17 protein-coding genes and 1 tRNA gene are annotated in these 15,507 nt (G+C 74.0%); 15 read left to right on the top strand and 3 right to left on the bottom strand.

Annotation, left to right across the window (positions count from 1 at the left end):
- Positions 1–2: 2 nt before the first annotated feature.
- Positions 3–1,505 (top strand): 5'-nucleotidase, encoded by a 1,503-nt coding sequence (locus tag AC4H2G_RS08025; protein WP_494365227.1) that lies wholly within the window; start codon positions 3–5, stop codon positions 1,503–1,505.
- A 9-nt stretch (positions 1,506–1,514) separates the two neighbouring features.
- Complete coding sequence (locus AC4H2G_RS08020) at positions 1,515–2,219, top strand: thymidine kinase (protein WP_494365226.1); 705 nt, start codon at positions 1,515–1,517, stop codon at positions 2,217–2,219.
- Here AC4H2G_RS08020 and AC4H2G_RS08015 read toward each other — a convergent pair.
- Entirely contained in the window at positions 2,168–2,776 is a 609-nt protein-coding gene (locus AC4H2G_RS08015) for a protein-L-isoaspartate O-methyltransferase family protein (RefSeq protein ID WP_494365225.1), read from the bottom strand. The genes AC4H2G_RS08020 and AC4H2G_RS08015 overlap by 52 nt on opposite strands.
- Positions 2,777–2,970: 194 nt before the next feature.
- Here AC4H2G_RS08015 and AC4H2G_RS08010 point away from each other — a divergent pair, with 194 nt between their 5' ends.
- The 12 genes from AC4H2G_RS08010 to AC4H2G_RS07955 all read left to right on the top strand — a co-directional run bounded on the left by AC4H2G_RS08010 (position 2,971) and on the right by AC4H2G_RS07955 (position 11,943).
- Positions 2,971–3,177, top strand: coding sequence for a dodecin family protein (locus tag AC4H2G_RS08010; RefSeq protein ID WP_454043435.1), 207 nt, complete (start codon positions 2,971–2,973; stop codon positions 3,175–3,177).
- 206 nt (positions 3,178–3,383) lie between these two features.
- Positions 3,384–3,692: a 50S ribosomal protein L21 gene (gene rplU, locus AC4H2G_RS08005; protein WP_251151886.1), complete on the top strand. Its 309-nt coding sequence runs from the start codon at positions 3,384–3,386 to the stop codon at positions 3,690–3,692.
- 83 nt (positions 3,693–3,775) lie between these two features.
- The gene (gene rpmA, locus AC4H2G_RS08000) at positions 3,776–4,033 is read left to right on the top strand and encodes a 50S ribosomal protein L27 (protein ID WP_251151670.1); all 258 of its coding nucleotides are present in this window, start codon (positions 3,776–3,778) and stop codon (positions 4,031–4,033) included.
- Positions 4,034–4,170: 137 nt separating this feature from the next.
- Positions 4,171–5,691, top strand: coding sequence for a GTPase ObgE (gene obgE, locus AC4H2G_RS07995; RefSeq protein WP_494365224.1), 1,521 nt, complete (start codon positions 4,171–4,173; stop codon positions 5,689–5,691).
- 144 nt (positions 5,692–5,835) lie between these two features.
- Entirely contained in the window at positions 5,836–6,963 is a 1,128-nt protein-coding gene (proB, locus tag AC4H2G_RS07990; protein ID WP_494365377.1) for a glutamate 5-kinase, read from the top strand.
- Between the two features lie 185 nt (positions 6,964–7,148).
- Complete coding sequence (locus AC4H2G_RS07985) at positions 7,149–8,480, top strand: glutamate-5-semialdehyde dehydrogenase (RefSeq protein ID WP_494365223.1); 1,332 nt, start codon at positions 7,149–7,151, stop codon at positions 8,478–8,480.
- A 173-nt stretch (positions 8,481–8,653) separates the two neighbouring features.
- Complete coding sequence (locus AC4H2G_RS07980) at positions 8,654–8,809, top strand: hypothetical protein (RefSeq protein ID WP_251151667.1); 156 nt, start codon at positions 8,654–8,656, stop codon at positions 8,807–8,809.
- Positions 8,810–8,849: 40 nt separating this feature from the next.
- The gene (gene nadD / locus AC4H2G_RS07975) at positions 8,850–9,455 is read left to right on the top strand and encodes a nicotinate-nucleotide adenylyltransferase (RefSeq protein WP_494365222.1); all 606 of its coding nucleotides are present in this window, start codon (positions 8,850–8,852) and stop codon (positions 9,453–9,455) included.
- Positions 9,448–10,632, top strand: a complete 1,185-nt coding sequence (locus AC4H2G_RS07970; protein ID WP_494365221.1) for a hypothetical protein — start codon at positions 9,448–9,450, stop codon at positions 10,630–10,632. Before nadD ends, AC4H2G_RS07970 begins: the two co-directional genes overlap by 8 nt.
- Before the next feature lie 33 nt (positions 10,633–10,665).
- Entirely contained in the window at positions 10,666–11,127 is a 462-nt protein-coding gene (rsfS, locus tag AC4H2G_RS07965) for a ribosome silencing factor (protein WP_494365220.1), read from the top strand.
- Entirely contained in the window at positions 11,124–11,804 is a 681-nt protein-coding gene (locus tag AC4H2G_RS07960) for a histidine phosphatase family protein (RefSeq protein WP_494365219.1), read from the top strand. The genes rsfS and AC4H2G_RS07960 overlap by 4 nt, the downstream gene beginning before the upstream one ends.
- Positions 11,805–11,870: 66 nt before the next feature.
- Positions 11,871–11,943: transfer RNA gene (locus AC4H2G_RS07955), tRNA-Ala, on the top strand.
- A gap of 83 nt (positions 11,944–12,026) precedes the next feature.
- On the opposite strand, the gene AC4H2G_RS07950 is transcribed toward AC4H2G_RS07955, so the two are convergent.
- Positions 12,027–12,845 carry an SDR family NAD(P)-dependent oxidoreductase gene (locus tag AC4H2G_RS07950; protein ID WP_494365218.1) on the bottom strand — a complete coding sequence of 273 codons (819 nt, stop codon included), beginning with the start codon at positions 12,843–12,845 and terminating at the stop codon, positions 12,027–12,029.
- A gap of 72 nt (positions 12,846–12,917) precedes the next feature.
- On the opposite strand from AC4H2G_RS07950, the gene AC4H2G_RS07945 reads away from it, so the two are divergent.
- Complete coding sequence (locus tag AC4H2G_RS07945; protein WP_494365217.1) at positions 12,918–13,532, top strand: TetR/AcrR family transcriptional regulator; 615 nt, start codon at positions 12,918–12,920, stop codon at positions 13,530–13,532.
- Between the two features lie 81 nt (positions 13,533–13,613).
- On the opposite strand, the gene AC4H2G_RS07940 is transcribed toward AC4H2G_RS07945, so the two are convergent.
- Entirely contained in the window at positions 13,614–14,642 is a 1,029-nt protein-coding gene (locus AC4H2G_RS07940; protein WP_494365216.1) for an SH3 domain-containing protein, read from the bottom strand.
- Between the last annotated feature and the right edge of the window lie 865 nt (positions 14,643–15,507).

Raw genomic sequence — 15,507 nt, 5'->3', positions numbered from 1 at the left:
CCATGGGTTACGACCTCACGGGCCGCCTCGTCGTCGGCGTCGCCTCGTCCGCACTGTTCGACCTGACCGACTCCGACCGCGTCTTCCGGACCGAGGGCGAGGCCGCGTACCGCGCGTTCCAGGAGCAGCACCTCGACGAACCGCTGCGGCCCGGCGTCGCGTTCGGGTTCGTGCGGCGCCTGCTGGCCCTCAACGACCTCTCGGTGTCCGACGACGACCCGTTGGTCGAGGTCATCGTCATGTCGCGGAACTCCCCGGAGACCGGGCTGCGCGTCATGCGGTCCGTGCGCCACCACGACCTGCCGATCACGCGCGCGGTGTTCCGCCAGGGCCACACGCCCTACGAGTTCATCCGCCCCCTCCACATGGACCTGTTCCTCTCGGCCGACGAGGCCTCGGTGCGCGACGCGGTCGCGCTCGGGCTCCCCGCGGGGTACGTGCTGGACCCGACGTTCGCCGACGAGCCCGGGGACGAGCTGCGCATCGCGTTCGACGTCGACGGCGTGCTCGCCGACGACTCGTCGGAGCAGGAGTTCCGCGGCGGGGACCTCGCGTCCTATCGTCGGCGGGAGGCCGAGCTCGCGGACGTACCGCTCGGCGGCGGGCCGCTGCGTGACCTGGTCGTCGGCATCCACCGGCTCCAGGAGGTCGAGAGGACGCGCCGCCGGGAGGACCCCTCGTACGAGCCGCGCATCCACGTCGCGCTCGTCACCGCCCGGTCCGCGCCCGCGCACGAGCGCGCCGTGGCGACCCTCAAGTCGTGGGGCGTCTCCGTCGACGACGCGTTCTTCCTCGGCGGGATCGACAAGTCCGGGATCCTCGAGGTCCTGCGACCGCACATCTTCTTCGACGACCAGCGCACGCACGTCGAGTCCGCCCGGCTCGCTGCGCCGAGCGTCCACGTCCCGTACGGGGCGCTGAACCGGTCTGCCGCCGCTGCACCCGGTCACCCGGCGCTCCCGCCGCTTCCCGACGGCGCACGGGCCGCCGCCATGTCGGCTCCGGCGCCCGCGCCGGTCGCCGTCTCAAGCCCGACGGGGTCGCCGTCCGAGGGAGCGGGCGCTTCCGGCAGTGAGGCCGAGCGTCCGTCCGAGGAGGGCGCCGCGGAGGGTCGAACGACCGGCGGCCAGGCCGCCGTCGAGCCCGCCGACGGTCGCCGTGCCGACGACCAGCCCGCAGGGGACCAGCAGCCGGACCGACCCGCCGATCTCCCGCCGAGCCCGAACCCGCTGCCCGTGCCGGGCGTCGTGCGGGTGTCGACGGTCGTCCCGGCGGCGCGGATCCTCGAGAGGTCGACCGGGACGAAGGAGCTGCCGCTCGTGACGCGCGTGCCCGAGCTCACGGTCCTCGGCGGCACGCGGGACGAGGGCGAGGGCAGTGAGTCGTCCCGGCGGGCCCGCCGCGAGGAGGCACGGCCGTCGAGCGGCGGATCGTCCGCCGAGCCGCTCCCGGCACCCAAGCCGCTCCCCGTCCGGCAGTCGCCCGGCCTCGCCCGGCACCGGTAGGCGGCCGTGGTGACCGGTCGGGTGGAGGTCGTGTCCGGGCCGATGTTCGCGGGCAAGACCGAGGAGCTCCTGCGCCGGGTGCGCCGGGCCCAGGTCGGCGGGCGGCGCGTCCTGCTCGTCGACCACGTCCTCGACACCCGGCGGGGGAGCGGCACGGTGAGCTCGCACTCCGGCCTGTCGCTCGCGTCGCGCACGGTGCACGACGCGCACGAGCTCGAGGCGGTCGCGCGGGCCGAGGGGCCGTGGGACCTCGTGGCCGTCGACGAGGGGCAGTTCTTCGGTCCGGCGCTCGTGGACGTCGTCCAGCGCCTCGCCGACGACGGGTCGGTCGTCGTGGTCGCCGGCCTCGACGTGACCTACGACGCGCGTCCCTTCGAGCCGTTGCCGAGCCTGGCCGCGCGGGCGGAACGCGTCGACAGGCTCACGGCGGTGTGCGCGGTGTGCGGCGAGGACGCCGCCTTCCACGTCCGCACCGGGGCCGTCGCGACGGCTCGAGACGACGACGCCGAGGGCGACACCCGTGACGACGACGTCGGCGACGCGCTGGTCGCCGACGCGTCGCACGTGGGCGGGTCCGAGCGCTACGAGGCGCGGTGCCGGGCGCACCTCGTCGGGGCGCCCTGGCGACGCGAGCCGGCCGCGCCGGGGGCGGCGTCCACGGCTCAGCCCGGCGCGTCGTCGGGAGGGTCCTCGACGAGCGGCACGAACGAGTAGGAGCCGTGCTCGGTCGTGCGGACGGCGCCGTCCACGTCGCGTACGACGAGCAGCATCGTGTGCCGGACCGGGACGACGAGCCTCCCGCCCGCGGCGACCTGCTCCACGAGCGCGGCAGGAAGCTTCTCGGCCGCCGCCGAGACCAGCACGCGGTCGAAGGTCTCGCCGGGCCGTCCCAGGAGACCTCGGCGCCCGATCTCGAGCGAGGCCCACGGGACGTCGGCCCGCGCGACGTTCGCCGCTCCCCACGTGGCGATCTCCGGGTCGCGCTCCACCCCGACGACGCGGCCACCGGGACCGACGAGCCGGGCGAGGAGCGCCGTCGTCCAGCCCGACCCCGCGCCGACGTCGAGCACGCGCGCGTCCCGGGGGACCTGCAGGAGGCGCAGCATGGCCGCGACCGTGGAGGGCTGGGAGCTCGTCTGCCCCCCGCCGATGGCGAGCGGCCGGTCCTGGTCGGCGAAGCGTCGTTGCGCACGGGGCAGGAACTCGCGCCGGTCGACGGTCTCCATCGCCTCGTCGACGGGGTCCCGAGGGGTCTCGGCCCGGGAGCTCATGGGATCACCTCCGCTCCCGCAAGGCTGGCACGGCCGGACCCGGCTCGCCGCTCCGCACGGGGAGGACGGCACGCACCCACGGTGCCCCGTCGCGCGGCCGCGCACGGGCTCCCGGTGGCGGGCGGGTGCGCACGGCGGGACGCTCGGGTGGAGCGCGGGCGCGCCAGGGCGCCCGTCCGACGGAGGGAGCGAACATGGCCGGAACGGTGGCACGCGTCACGCAGATCAGCGCGCGGTCGGAGACGAGCTTCGAGGACGCTGTCCGGACCGGGGTGGAGCGCGCGAGCGAGACGCTGCGCAACGTCTCGGGTGCCTGGGTCAAGGAGCAGAAGGTCGAGGTGCAGGACGGTCGCATCGTGGCGTGGCAGGTGATGCTCGAGATCACCTTCGTCCTGGACTGATCCGGCGGCGCGGGACCGTCCGAGCCGAGTCGGCGGCATTTGACCTGCGGCCCGCCGTTCCGTAGGCTTGAACGTCGGCGCGCCCAGGCGCGCCGGTCCCGTGTGCCCACGGACGGTTTCGCACTCGCACGCCGCGGCGTGTTCGAGTTTCCAAGACGTCTCACGCCGTGACGAGCACGCCAAGACTAGGAGAGATGAGCAGCAACGTGGTGTACGCGATCGTCAAGGCCGGTGGCCGCCAGGAAAAGGTCTCAGTCGGCGACATCGTCGTGGTGGACCGGGTGTCCGCCGGCGTCGGTGAGTCCCTCGAGCTGCCCGCCCTCCTGCTGGTGGACGGGGAGAAGGTGACCACCGACGCGGCGAAGCTCGCGAAGGTCAAGGTCACCGCCGAGGTCGTGCGGGACGAGAAGGGTCCGAAGATCACGATCCTGCGGTACAAGAACAAGACCGGTTACCGCCGTCGTCAGGGTCACCGTCAGCAGCTGACCCGCCTCAAGGTCACCGGCATCAAGTGATCTTCGCGGCGTGACGCAGCGGGCCGTGAGGCCCCGCCGAACGCCGCCCGGCACCCTCCCCCTCGCACGAAAGCAGGTTCGTCATGGCACACAAGAAGGGCGCGAGCTCCTCGCGCAACGGTCGCGACTCCAACGCCCAGCGCCTCGGCGTCAAGCGCTTCGGTGGTCAGGTCGTCAAGTCCGGCGAGATCATCGTCCGCCAGCGCGGCACGCACTTCCACCCCGGTGAGAACGTCGGCCGTGGCAAGGACGACACGCTGTTCGCCCTCGCGGCCGGCGCCGTGCAGTTCGGCACGCGCCGCGGCCGCAAGGTCATCGACATCGTGACCGCCGAGGTCTGACGACCACCCAGCACGGCTTCACGCAGGAGGGGCGCACCGATGCGGTGCGCCCCTCCTGCCGTACCACCCGGCTCCACCCCGGCGGTCGACGCCTCCGTCGCCGCCAGCGCTCTGCGCACCTGCGAGAGGATCTGATCATGGCCACGTTCGTCGATCGCGTCGTGCTGCACGTCTCCGGCGGTGACGGTGGCAACGGCTGCGCGTCGGTGCGCCGCGAGAAGTTCAAGCCGCTCGCCGGGCCGGACGGGGGCAACGGGGGCGACGGTGGCACCGTGCGCCTCGTCGTCGACCCGCAGACCACGACCCTCCTCGAGTACCACCACTCGCCGCACCGCCACGCGACGTCGGGCACCCAGGGCATGGGCGACGACCGCGACGGCGCGAACGGCGAGGACCTCGTGCTGCGCGTGCCCGACGGCACCGTCGTCAAGGACGCCGACGGCACGGTGCTCGCCGACCTCGTCGGCGCGGGCGCGGAGTACGTGCTCGCGGAGGGCGGTCGCGGCGGGCTCGGTAACGCCGCGCTGTCGTCCCAGCGCCGCAAGGCGCCCGGGTTCGCGCTGCTCGGCGAGCCGGGCGACGAGCGCGACGTCGTGCTCGAGCTGAAGACGATCGCCGACGTCGCCCTCGTGGGCTACCCGAGCGCGGGCAAGTCGTCGCTCGTCGCGGCGATCTCCGCGGCCAAGCCGAAGATCGCGGACTACCCGTTCACGACGCTCGTGCCGAACCTCGGCGTCGTGCAGGCCGGCGGCGCGCGGTACACCGTCGCCGACGTCCCCGGGCTCATCCCCGGCGCGAGCGAGGGCAAGGGACTGGGGCTGGAGTTCCTGCGCCACATCGAGCGCACCGCCGTGATCGTCCACGTGCTGGACTGCGCGACGCTCGAGCCGGACCGGGACCCGATCAGCGACCTGGACGTGCTCGAGGCCGAGCTCGCGTCGTACGCGGGCGACCTGGAGATCGAGGGCGGGCGCGTGCCGCTCATGGAGCGTCCGCGGATCGTCGTGCTCAACAAGATCGACGTGCCCGAGGCGCGCGAGCTCGCCGAGCTCGTCAAGCCGGACCTCGAGGCGCGCGGGCTGCGTGTCCTCGAGATCTCGACGGCGAGCCACGAAGGGCTGCGTGCGCTGACCTACGCGCTCGCCGAGCTCGTCGAGAAGGCGCGCGCGGACGCGCCCGCGCCCGAGCCGACGCGCGTCGTCCTGCGGCCCAGGGCCGTCGACGAGGCGGGCTTCACGGTCACGCGCAAGGGCGGGGCGACCGACTACTGGTTCCAGGTGCGGGGTGCGAAGCCCGAGCGCTGGGTCCGGCAGACCGACTTCTCCAACGACGAGGCCGTGGGATACCTCGCCGACCGGCTCGCCCGGATCGGGGTCGAGGAGAAGCTGTTCGCCGCGGGCGCCGTCGCGGGCGACGAGGTGCGCATCGGCAGCGACGTCAACGCCGTCGTCTTCGACTGGGAGCCCACGCTCATGACGGGCTCCGAGCTGCTCGGCGGCCCGCGCGGCTCCGACAACCGCCTCGACGAGAGCCTGCGCCCGACGCGGACCGACAAGCGCCGCGAGCACCACGAGCGCATGGACGCGAAGGCCGAGGCCCGCCGTGAGCTGTGGACCGAGCGCCAGGCCGGCACCTGGACGGACCCCGACGCCGACTGACGAGCAGCTGTGGGCTGGAGATGGGCCCGGTCTCCGACGTGGAACCGGGCCCATCGCATGCCCACAGCACGGAGTCGGCGTCCTGCCTCGTGAAATCCGCAGCGCGCCCGGGCGGGCGGCGGCGATGATGGGGCGGTGAACGCCCTGTCCTCCCGGTCCCAGATCGCCACCGCCCACCGCGTCGTCGTGAAGATCGGCTCGTCGTCGCTCACGGGCGCGGACGGGCACCTCGACCTCGCCGCTCTGCGCGCGCTCGTCGACGTCCTCGCGGCGCGGCGTGCGGCCGGCGGTCAGGTCGTGCTCGTCACGTCCGGCGCGATCGCCGCCGGCCTGGGACCGCTCGGCCTGACGACGCGACCGCGCGACCTCGCGACGGCGCAGGCGACGGCGTCCGTCGGGCAGGGCATGCTCGTCGCCCGCTACACCGAGGCCTTCGCGGCGCACGGGCTGCGCGTGGGCCAGGTCCTGCTCACCGCCGAGGACACCGTGCGCCGTGGCCACTACCGCAACGCCCAGCGGTCCCTCGAGCGCTTGCTCGACCTCGGTGTGGTCCCCGTCGTCAACGAGAACGACGCCGTCGCGACCGACGAGATCCGGTTCGGCGACAACGACCGGCTCGCAGCGCTCGTCTCGCACCTCGTGCGCGCCGACGCGATGGTGCTCCTCACCGACGTCGACGGCCTGTACGACGGGCCGCCGTCACGACCGGGGACGCGCCGCATCGCCGAGGTGCGCTCCGCGGCGGACATCGAGGGCGTCGAGGTGACGTCGCGGGGGAGCGCGGTCGGGACCGGGGGCATGGTCACCAAGCTCGAGTCCGTGACCATCGCGACCGGCACGGGGATCCCCGTCGTGCTCACGCAGGCCCGGAACGCTGCGGCCGCGCTCGCGGGAGACCCCGTGGGCACGTGGTTCGCGGCGACCGGCAAGCGCACGACGCGTCGCCGCCTGTGGCTCGCGCACGCGGCGCGCACGCGCGGGCGCCTCGTCCTGGACGACGGCGCGGTGCGGGCCGTGCAGGGCGGCCGGGCCTCGCTCCTGCCGGCAGGCGTCACGGCCGTCGAGGGAGAGTTCGACGCCGGCGACCCGGTCGAGCTCGTGGCGTCCGACGGGCGCGTCGTCGCCCGCGGGCTCGTCGCGTTCGAGTCGCGCGACCTTCCCGGGCTGCTCGGCCGCACGACGGGCGACCTGCGCGCGGAGCTGGGGGAGGGTTACGACCGCGAGATCGTGCACCGCGACGACCTCGTCCTCGTGCGCAAGCGCGCCCGCTGACGACCGCGGTCGTCGCACGAGACGGCGCTGCCTCGCTGCCGACCAGGTGATCCCTCGCTGCTGACCAGGTGATCAGGGCCTGTCCTACTCCCGGGACGGTCCGGGACCGTATGGTCGACGGGGACGAAGGCATGGTCGGCGGACGCCGCTCCCGCCACGCGGCCTGTCGGTCGTAGGCTCGGCACATGACGACCATCGAGGACACGGCTGCGGTCGGTCGCGGGCCCGCCGCCGCCGTCGAGAACGGCACCACCGACGTCGCCACCGCGGTCGAGGACATCGCCCGCCGGGCCAAGACGGCGTCCCGAGCGCTCGCGACCGCGACCCGCGCGACGAAGGACGCGGCGCTGCTCGGCCTCGCCGACGCACTGGTCGCCGCGACCGACGAGATCGTGGCGGCGAACGCCGACGACCTCGAGCGTGGTCGCGCGCACGGCATGGCGCCCGGCCTGCTCGACCGGTTGGCCCTGACCCCGGAGCGCGTCGCCGCGATCGCGGACGCGCTGCGCGAGCTCGCGGGCCTGCCGGACCCCGTCGGCGAGGTCGTGCGGGGCTCGACGCTGCCCAACGGGCTGCGCCTGCGCCAGCTCCGCGTGCCGATGGGCGTCGTCGGGATGATCTACGAGGCGCGCCCGAACGTCACGGTCGACGCCGCCGGTCTCGCGCTGAAGAGCGGCAACGCCGTGATCCTGCGCGGCGGGTCGGCGGCCGCGAGCTCGAACGCGGTGATCGTCGCCGTCCTCGCGAGCGCCCTCGAGGTGCAGGGCCTGCCGGGCGACCTCGTGCAGTCCATCGACGCCCACGGACGCCCCGGTGCGGTCGCCCTCATGCACGCGCGCGGCCTCGTCGACGTCCTGGTCCCGCGCGGCGGGGCGGACCTCATCCGGACCGTCGTGCAGGAGTCGACCGTCCCCGTCATCGAGACCGGCGTGGGGAACGTGCACGTCTACGTCGACGCGAGCGCCGACCGGGCCATGGCGCTCGAGATCCTCCTCAACGCCAAGACGCAGCGTGTCGGGGTGTGCAACGCGGCCGAGACGCTGCTCGTGCACGCCGACGCGGCCGACGACTTCCTGCCCGCCGCGCTCGCGGCGCTGGGTGAGGCGGGCGTCGTCGTGCACGGGGACGAGCGCACGACGGCGCTCGCGCCCGCCGGGCTCGAGGTCCTCCCGGCGACCGACGAGGACTGGGCGACGGAGTACCTCGCGCTGGAGATCGCGGTCCGGGTCATCGACGACCTCGACGCCGCGATCGAGCACGTGCGCACGTGGACGTCGGGGCACACCGAGGCGATCGTCACGCGCGACCTGCAGTCGTCGGAGCGGTTCGTCGCGGAGCTCGACTCGGCCGCGATCATGGTGAACGCCTCCACGCGCTTCACGGACGGCGGGCAGCTCGGCCTGGGCGCCGAGATCGGCATCTCGACCCAGAAGCTGCACGCGCGCGGCCCCATGGGCCTCGCCGAGCTCACGACGACGAAATGGGTCGTCCACGGCGACGGTCACGTTCGTCCGTGACGACCGCTGTGCCGGGAAGTACCCGGTACCGGCCGGACCGGTCTCCCACGGGTCCGTGAGACACTGGTCGGCGACCGGAGCCCCTCCGGTCGCCCGCAAGCATCCCAGCACGCACCGCCCGGACCCGTCCGGACGGTCGACCCCGCCCGGGGACGACACTCGAGGAGGACGTCGTGATCCCAGCCGTCGTGAAGGCAGCCGAGGAAGGCGCCGAGGCCGCGTCGCACCTGCCCATCCCGCCGCTCGCCTACGGTCTGCTCGCGTTCGGAGGCCTCGTCGCGCTCCTTCTGGTGACCTACGCGTTCCGCAGCGTGGGCACGCGCCACTGACGGAGAAACGGGATCCCGTGCCGCGTCCGACGACCGACCGATGAGCCCGCGCAGGCCCCGACTGGGGGTCATGGGCGGGACGTTCGACCCGATCCACCACGGACACCTGGTCGCCGCGAGCGAGGCCGCCGCGCGGTTCGACCTCGACGAGGTCGTCTTCGTCCCCACGGGCAACCCGTCGTTCAAGCAGCACCAGCAGGTCAGCCCGGCCGAGCACCGGTATCTCATGACGGTGATCGCGACCGCGTCGAACCCTCGCTTCACCGTGAGCAGGGTGGACGTCGACCGACCGGGCCTGACCTTCACCGTGGACACGCTGCGCGACCTGCGCGACGCGCGACCCGACGCCGAGCTCTTCTTCATCACCGGTGCGGACGCCATCGAGCAGATCCTGACCTGGAAGGATGCCGACGAGCTGTGGAAGATGGCACACTTCGTGGCTGTCACGCGCCCGGAGCACCGGCTGAGCGTCGAGGGCCTGCCTCCCGGCGTCGTCACGACGCTCGAGGTGCCGGCGCTCGCCATCTCGTCGACGGACTGCCGTCGACGCGCGCAGGCGGGCCAGCCGGTGTGGTACCTGGTGCCCGACGGCGTGGTCCAGTACATCGCCAAGCACGGTTTGTATCGAGGTCAGCACGATGAGTGACAACGGCAGCAACATGCAGCCCGTCCGCCCCCTGACGCGGCGCGAGATCCGTGAGCGCGAGCAGGCGGCCGCGGCACAGCGCACGGCGCAGGCTGGCGGCACGCCCCCGGAGCCCTCCGCTGCGCCGGCGGCCTCCACCTGGGCCCCCGCGCCGCCCGCGCGCCCGGCCGCCCCGCCCACGCCGCCGCCCTCGCGGCGCACCCTGCGCGAGACGACGGGGGCGACCGACTATCCGTCCCAGCCCTCCGTCGTCCGGCCGCCCGCGGCGTCCGGGGGCATGCGCGGTCTCGACGAGACCGGTCGTCTGACCCCGGTCCAGGAGACCGCTGAGCGCGTCATGATCCGCCCGCCCGCCCCGACGCCGGCCGTCCCGACCCGGACGAGCTCGCGCCCGCCCGCCGGCGCTCCGCGTCCGACGGCGCCCGGTGCGAGCGGCCCCGTCCGCCCGCCGACACCCACGGGCGACCCCTTCGCGACGTCCTCCGGCCGGACCCCGGTACCCGGCGTGCCCGCGGCGTCGCCGTTCGGGCAGGTGTCCGCACCCGCGCCCTCGACGCCGCCGACGAGCCTGCCGCTGACGAACCAGCCGCAGCGCATGTCCGCGTTCGCGAGCTCCACCGGGGCCTCGACGGCCCCGGGGAGCCCGTCGCCGTCGCCGTCCCCGTCACCCTGGGGGGAGACGCAGGTGCAGCCTGCGGCCCAGGCGCCCGTCGAGGCGCCCGCCGCCCGGGCGACGAGGCAGGCGACGCCACCACCGGCCGAGCCCGTGGGATCGGCGCTGCCCTGGGCGGCGATCACGTCGGGCGACGCACCGGAACCCGCTCGCGCCGTCGAGAAGCCGGCGTCACCGTTCGGGACCGCCTCGGGCGCGCCCGTACCGGTCGCCGCTGCGTCGACCCCCGCCGGGGACGACCTCTTCCCACGCGTGCACGCCCGCGCCGCCGAGAGCGCCGACGACGCGGCCGAGGAGGACGACGAGCCGCGCGGTCCGTCGTACACCTGGCTGCACTACCTCATCCTCGTGGCGGTCGCCTTCGTGCTCGGGCTGCTCGTGTGGGAGCTCATCTCGCGCGACGACACGGCCCCGGCGGTCGACGACGCGGCTGCCGTCGTCGAGACCGTCGACCCCTCGGACCCGGCGTGGCACGCCGTCGGCGCTCCCGACGCCGTCCGCTGACCCGCACACCCCACCGACGAACGGACAACACACGTGACTGCTACCGAACGGGCCGTCGAGCTCGCCGTCACCGCGGCGCGCGCGGCGTCCGACCGCAAGGCCGAGGAGATCATCGCGCTCGACGTGAGCGAGCAGCTCGTCCTCACGGACGTCTTCCTCATCGCCTCGGGGACGAACGAGCGGCAGGTGTCGGCCATCGTCGACGCCGTCGAGGAGGCCATGCACAAGGCCGGCGCGAAGCCGATCCGCCGCGAGGGCAAGCAGGAGGCCCGCTGGGTGCTCCTCGACTTCGGCGACGTCGTCGTGCACGTGCAGCACGCGGAGGACCGGGTCTACTACGCGCTCGAGCGCCTCTGGAAGGACTGCCCGCTGATCGAGCTGCCCGAGGACGCCCGCGGCGGCGACGGTACGGTGGACGCGGCCGACGACACCACGGGCGGGAACCGCTCCGAGGACGACGGCGCGATCCGCCTCTCGGGGGAGCCGCTCGCGTGACAGCGGGCACCCTCGTCCTCCTGCGGCACGCCCGCACGGCGTTCAACGCCGCGCTGCGGCTGCAGGGGCAGTCCGACATCCCGCTCGACGACGTCGGCCGGTGGCAGGCCGAGCAGGGCGCGAAGGCCCTCGCGACCGCGCACCGGGCCACGCGCGTCGTCACGTCCGACCTCGGACGCGCCGCCGACACGGCCCGCGCGTACGGCGCGGCCGTCGGCGTGGAGCCCACGTTCGACGCCCGCCTGCGCGAGCGCAGCTTCGGCGAGTGGGAAGGTCTCACGGGCGACGAGATCGCCGAGCGCTGGCCCGAGCAGCACGCGGCCTGGCGGGCCGGCGAGGAGCCGACGCGCGCCGGGGCGGAGGCGAAGGTCGACGTCGCGGCGCGCATGCTCGCCGCCGTGACGGAGCACGCCGACGCGCTCGACCGTGGCGACACCCTGGTGGTGGTCTCGCACGGCGCCGCCATCACGCTCGCCGTGACGGCCCTGCTCGGTCTCGACCCCGGCGGCTGGCGGGGGATCAGCGGCCTGCACAACGTGCACTGGTCGCACCTGCACCGCTCGGCGCCCGCGGCGGTGCCGGCGTGGCGCCTCGTCGCGCACAACGTCGGTGCGGGGTTCCCGTTCGACGAGTGGAACGCGGGACCGGATTGGAACTTGGAGCCCGTTTCTGCGTAGACTAGCGACGCTCCGCAGGACGGGAAACCGGCCGGGGGAGCGTCTTACCTGGACCTTCGGGTCCTCGGGGCTGTGGCGCAGCTGGTAGCGCACCTGCATGGCATGCAGGGGGTCAGGGGTTCGAGTCCCCTCAGCTCCACCGAACGCACTGGGCTCGGATCCCGCTGATCACGATACGTGACCGGCGGGATCCGAGCCTTTGTCGTCGTGGTCGGAGACGGGTCAGCGACCAACCGTCCCGCGTGTCATCAGCGCGCCGATCATCTCGGTCGTACCGCGCCGACCGACGAGCCGGGACGCGACGGCGGCGAATCGGTTGGACCGGCCCGCGATGACGCTGGGCGGCGGGTTGCGACGGTCGAGCGCGCGCAGGGCTGTGACGACGACCGCGTCGGCGGACATGCGGCGGGACCCGCCGTCGGCTCCGTCCCCGGCGACGTCGAAGAACTCGGTCCGGGTCGCACCCGGGCACAGGGCGAGCACGCGGAGGCCGGTGTCGCGGGCCTCGTACCAGAGGGCCTCCGTGAGGTGGAGCACGAACGCCTTGCTCGCACCGTAGACCGCCATCGTGGGGGTGGCCTGGTAGGCGGCCATGCTGGCGACGTTGATGAGGTAGCCGTCCCCGCGTCGACGCAGGACGGGCATGAACGTGTGGCTGATGTCGACCACGCTGACCACGTCGAGGGCGATCTCCGCGCTGGCGTCCGACAGGTCCTGCGCGTGGAACGGGCCGAGGTGGGCGAACCCCGCGTTGTTGATCACGCTGGTCACCTCGACGTCCCTGGCGTCGAGCTCGCCCTGCAGGAGCCGACCGACACCCGGCTGCGCGAGGTCCATGGGCACCGTGACCACGTCGGTGCCGTGAGCGTCCTCGAGCTCCCGGGCGAGTGCCTCGAGTCGCTCGGCGCGCCGAGCGACGAGCACGAGGCTGCTGCCGCGAGCGGCGAGCTGTCGGGCGAACTCCGCCCCGATCCCTGCACTCGCTCCGGTGACGAGGACGGTCTGGCGGGCGTGGTCCAGGGGCTTCTTCGAGGTGTTCATGCGGACACGGTATGCCTATGTGGCACCTAGTGCCAACCAGGCACATGGGCTACGGAAAGGTAGGGTGACGGCATGGCATCGACGCGCGAGGTGGGTCCCGGGCTGTGGGAGAGGTCCCGTCAGCGGGCGTACGCCGAGATCGCCGCCGTGGCGATGGACCTGTTCCTCGTGAAGGGGTTCGAGCAGACCACGATCGACGAGATCGTCACCGCCGCGGGAATCTCGCGCCGGTCCTTCTTCCGCTACTTCGGCACCAAGGAGGACGTCGCGCTCGGCCACTTCGTCGCCGACGGGGCCGTGCTGCGCGCCGAGCTGGAACGCCGGCCCGACGACGAGGACGTCTGGGCGGCCCTGCGTGAGGCGTTGTTCGCGCTCGAGGGAAAGGCGGCGGACAAGGACCGGCTCCTGGCGGTCTCCCGGATGATGTACCAGACGCCCACGCTGCGGGCGCGCAGCATCGAGAAGCACCTGCGCTGGTACGACGAGCTGGTGCCGGAGGTCGAACGACGCCTCGGTGCGGCTGCGGACCAGACGCTGCGCGCCAAGGCCGTCGTCGGCTGTGTCATCACGTGCCTCGACCTCGCCGGCGAGGCGTGGACCCGCGACGGCGCGGTGCGACCCCTCGCGACCTACTACGACGCCGCTCTCGACGCGATCCGCCGCTCACCGGACGACGCGGCCGTCTGAACCCGGCCGAAACCCTGCCTGCGCGGACCGCCGCGGCGGACCGCCGCGGCGGGGCGCGGAACGCGGCCGTGGTACCGGTCGTCAGGAGGTGCTGACGTGCACGTGGTCGAAGTGGTTCGCGGTCGCTCCGCCGCGGTCCTCCATCGCGGTCCAGGCCCCCGCGGGGTCTCCCGCCATCCACATCTGCTGCTGGTAGATGACGTAGGTGACCCCGAGCGCGCCGGCGTTGGCCTGCACGTAGCGCGCGATCTCCCAGCCGGTGTCGCCGCTGATCATGATGTCGACGGCGCGGCCCGTGCCGTGATCGCCGCCGTCGCCGGGCCGGATGCCGCCGTACGCGGTGACCTGCGGGAACGCCGCGCACACGGACCGGTAGACCGCGGACGCGTTGCTCCGCAGGCTCGACTCGATCCCCGCGCTGACGGAGCAGGCGGCACCGGAGGTACCGGCTGCGCTCGCCGGCGCCGCTGCGACCGGTTCGGTCTCGGAGAGGAAGCTGGAGCTGACCCACGCGACGGCACCCTCCCAGACCACCTGGTTCCACCCGTCCTGGGCGGTGCCGGTGACGTCGACCACCGTCGCGAGCGGAACCGTCGTGACGCGCTCGGCATCGGCCGACGGACCGGTCCTGACGTTGACGGCGTCCGTGGTCCAGAGCTGACCGGTGACTGCGGGCAGCGGTACGGGGGTGGGCGCCGGGGCGGGCTCGGACGTCGGAGCGGGGACTACCTTGGGCGTCGGAGCGGGCGCGGGCGCGGGAGCCGGGGTCGGTGTCGGCGCCGCCTGCCGGAGGGGCTCCCGGGCCGCTCGGTCGCCGGAGCGGCTGGCGGCCGGCTGGTCGCGTCCTTCGGCTGCCCCGGCGACGGGTGCCACTGCGGCGTCGTCGGCGTCCGCGGGCTGGGGTCCGGAGCCCAGGACTCCCGTTCCGAGCAGAGTGACCAGCGCGAGAACCGGGAGCCGGACGGAGCGCTTCGGGGCAGCGGGCGCTGCGTGGTGGCGGCCTCGTGACACGGTGTGCTCCGGGGATCGATGGAAGGGACCGCGCCAGTGTAACCAAAACGTTATGGAAGTCGTCCAACCGGTGGCCGTCCGGCTCCCTCCGGCCTGCATCCCTCGCTGCGAGACCGGGCTCGGTTGTGTCGCCCTGCGGACCGTGCTGTCGACGTCCGCGGCCTTCGGTGATCGTCGTCGGTCTCCTGCCTTCCGACATGAGCGGAGGCTCGCACGCCAGGACCGAAGACCATCCTCGCCGCCCTCCCGGACGCCCTGGGCGCGGAACGCTCCGCCCAGGTGCTGGACGGGGTCGACCGGTACTCGAACCAGCCGAACGCGCTCGGGGCGTGTCCAGGCTGCCGAGCGACCCCGAGCTGGAACGGGCGGCGCCGCAGGTGTTCGAGGACCCGGCTCTCGGAGCGACCGCCGGCCTCGTCTCCTGGGACCTCGAGGGGCCGTCGGTGCGCAGGCGCTCTGGTCCCTCCTGGCGCTGGCGGCGCGGGCCGACGTGACCGCCCTCGACCGGCTCCCGGCCGAGGTCACCGAGCAGGGCGCTGACAAGATCGCGATCATCCGGCGAGCGGTCGCGAAGCACGACGCCGGGCTCGAGAGGCCTTCCGTCTCGCCGGTCGCACCGGCGGCGACCGACGGCCCGCCGCTCCCCGACAAGGTCGCGCAGGTGGCGAAGTGGGTCGCCGCGCACCCGGACACCGACCCGCAGCGGTTCGCCCCGCACCCCGAGCAAGCGCACCGCCGCGCGGCGCGTCGCGCTCCGCGCTCTGGGCGCCCTGGCGTCCCCGGCGGCGCTCGAGGTGCTTCTCCGTCTCCCTCGACGGTGCCGACGGCACGTTCCTCGCGCGGATGCCGCGGTTGCGGTCGCTCCAGCTCTCGGGCGGGTTGGTACCGGAGGAGACGGCGCGGCCGTCCCGGCGGGCGGTCGAGCATCGACCAGCCTTGACGGCTAGGCCGGAATGCGATTACC

It is taken from the genome of Cellulosimicrobium sp. BMG9.23 (assembly GCF_059159985.1).
This window is presented reverse-complemented; position numbering and strand designations above follow the sequence as displayed.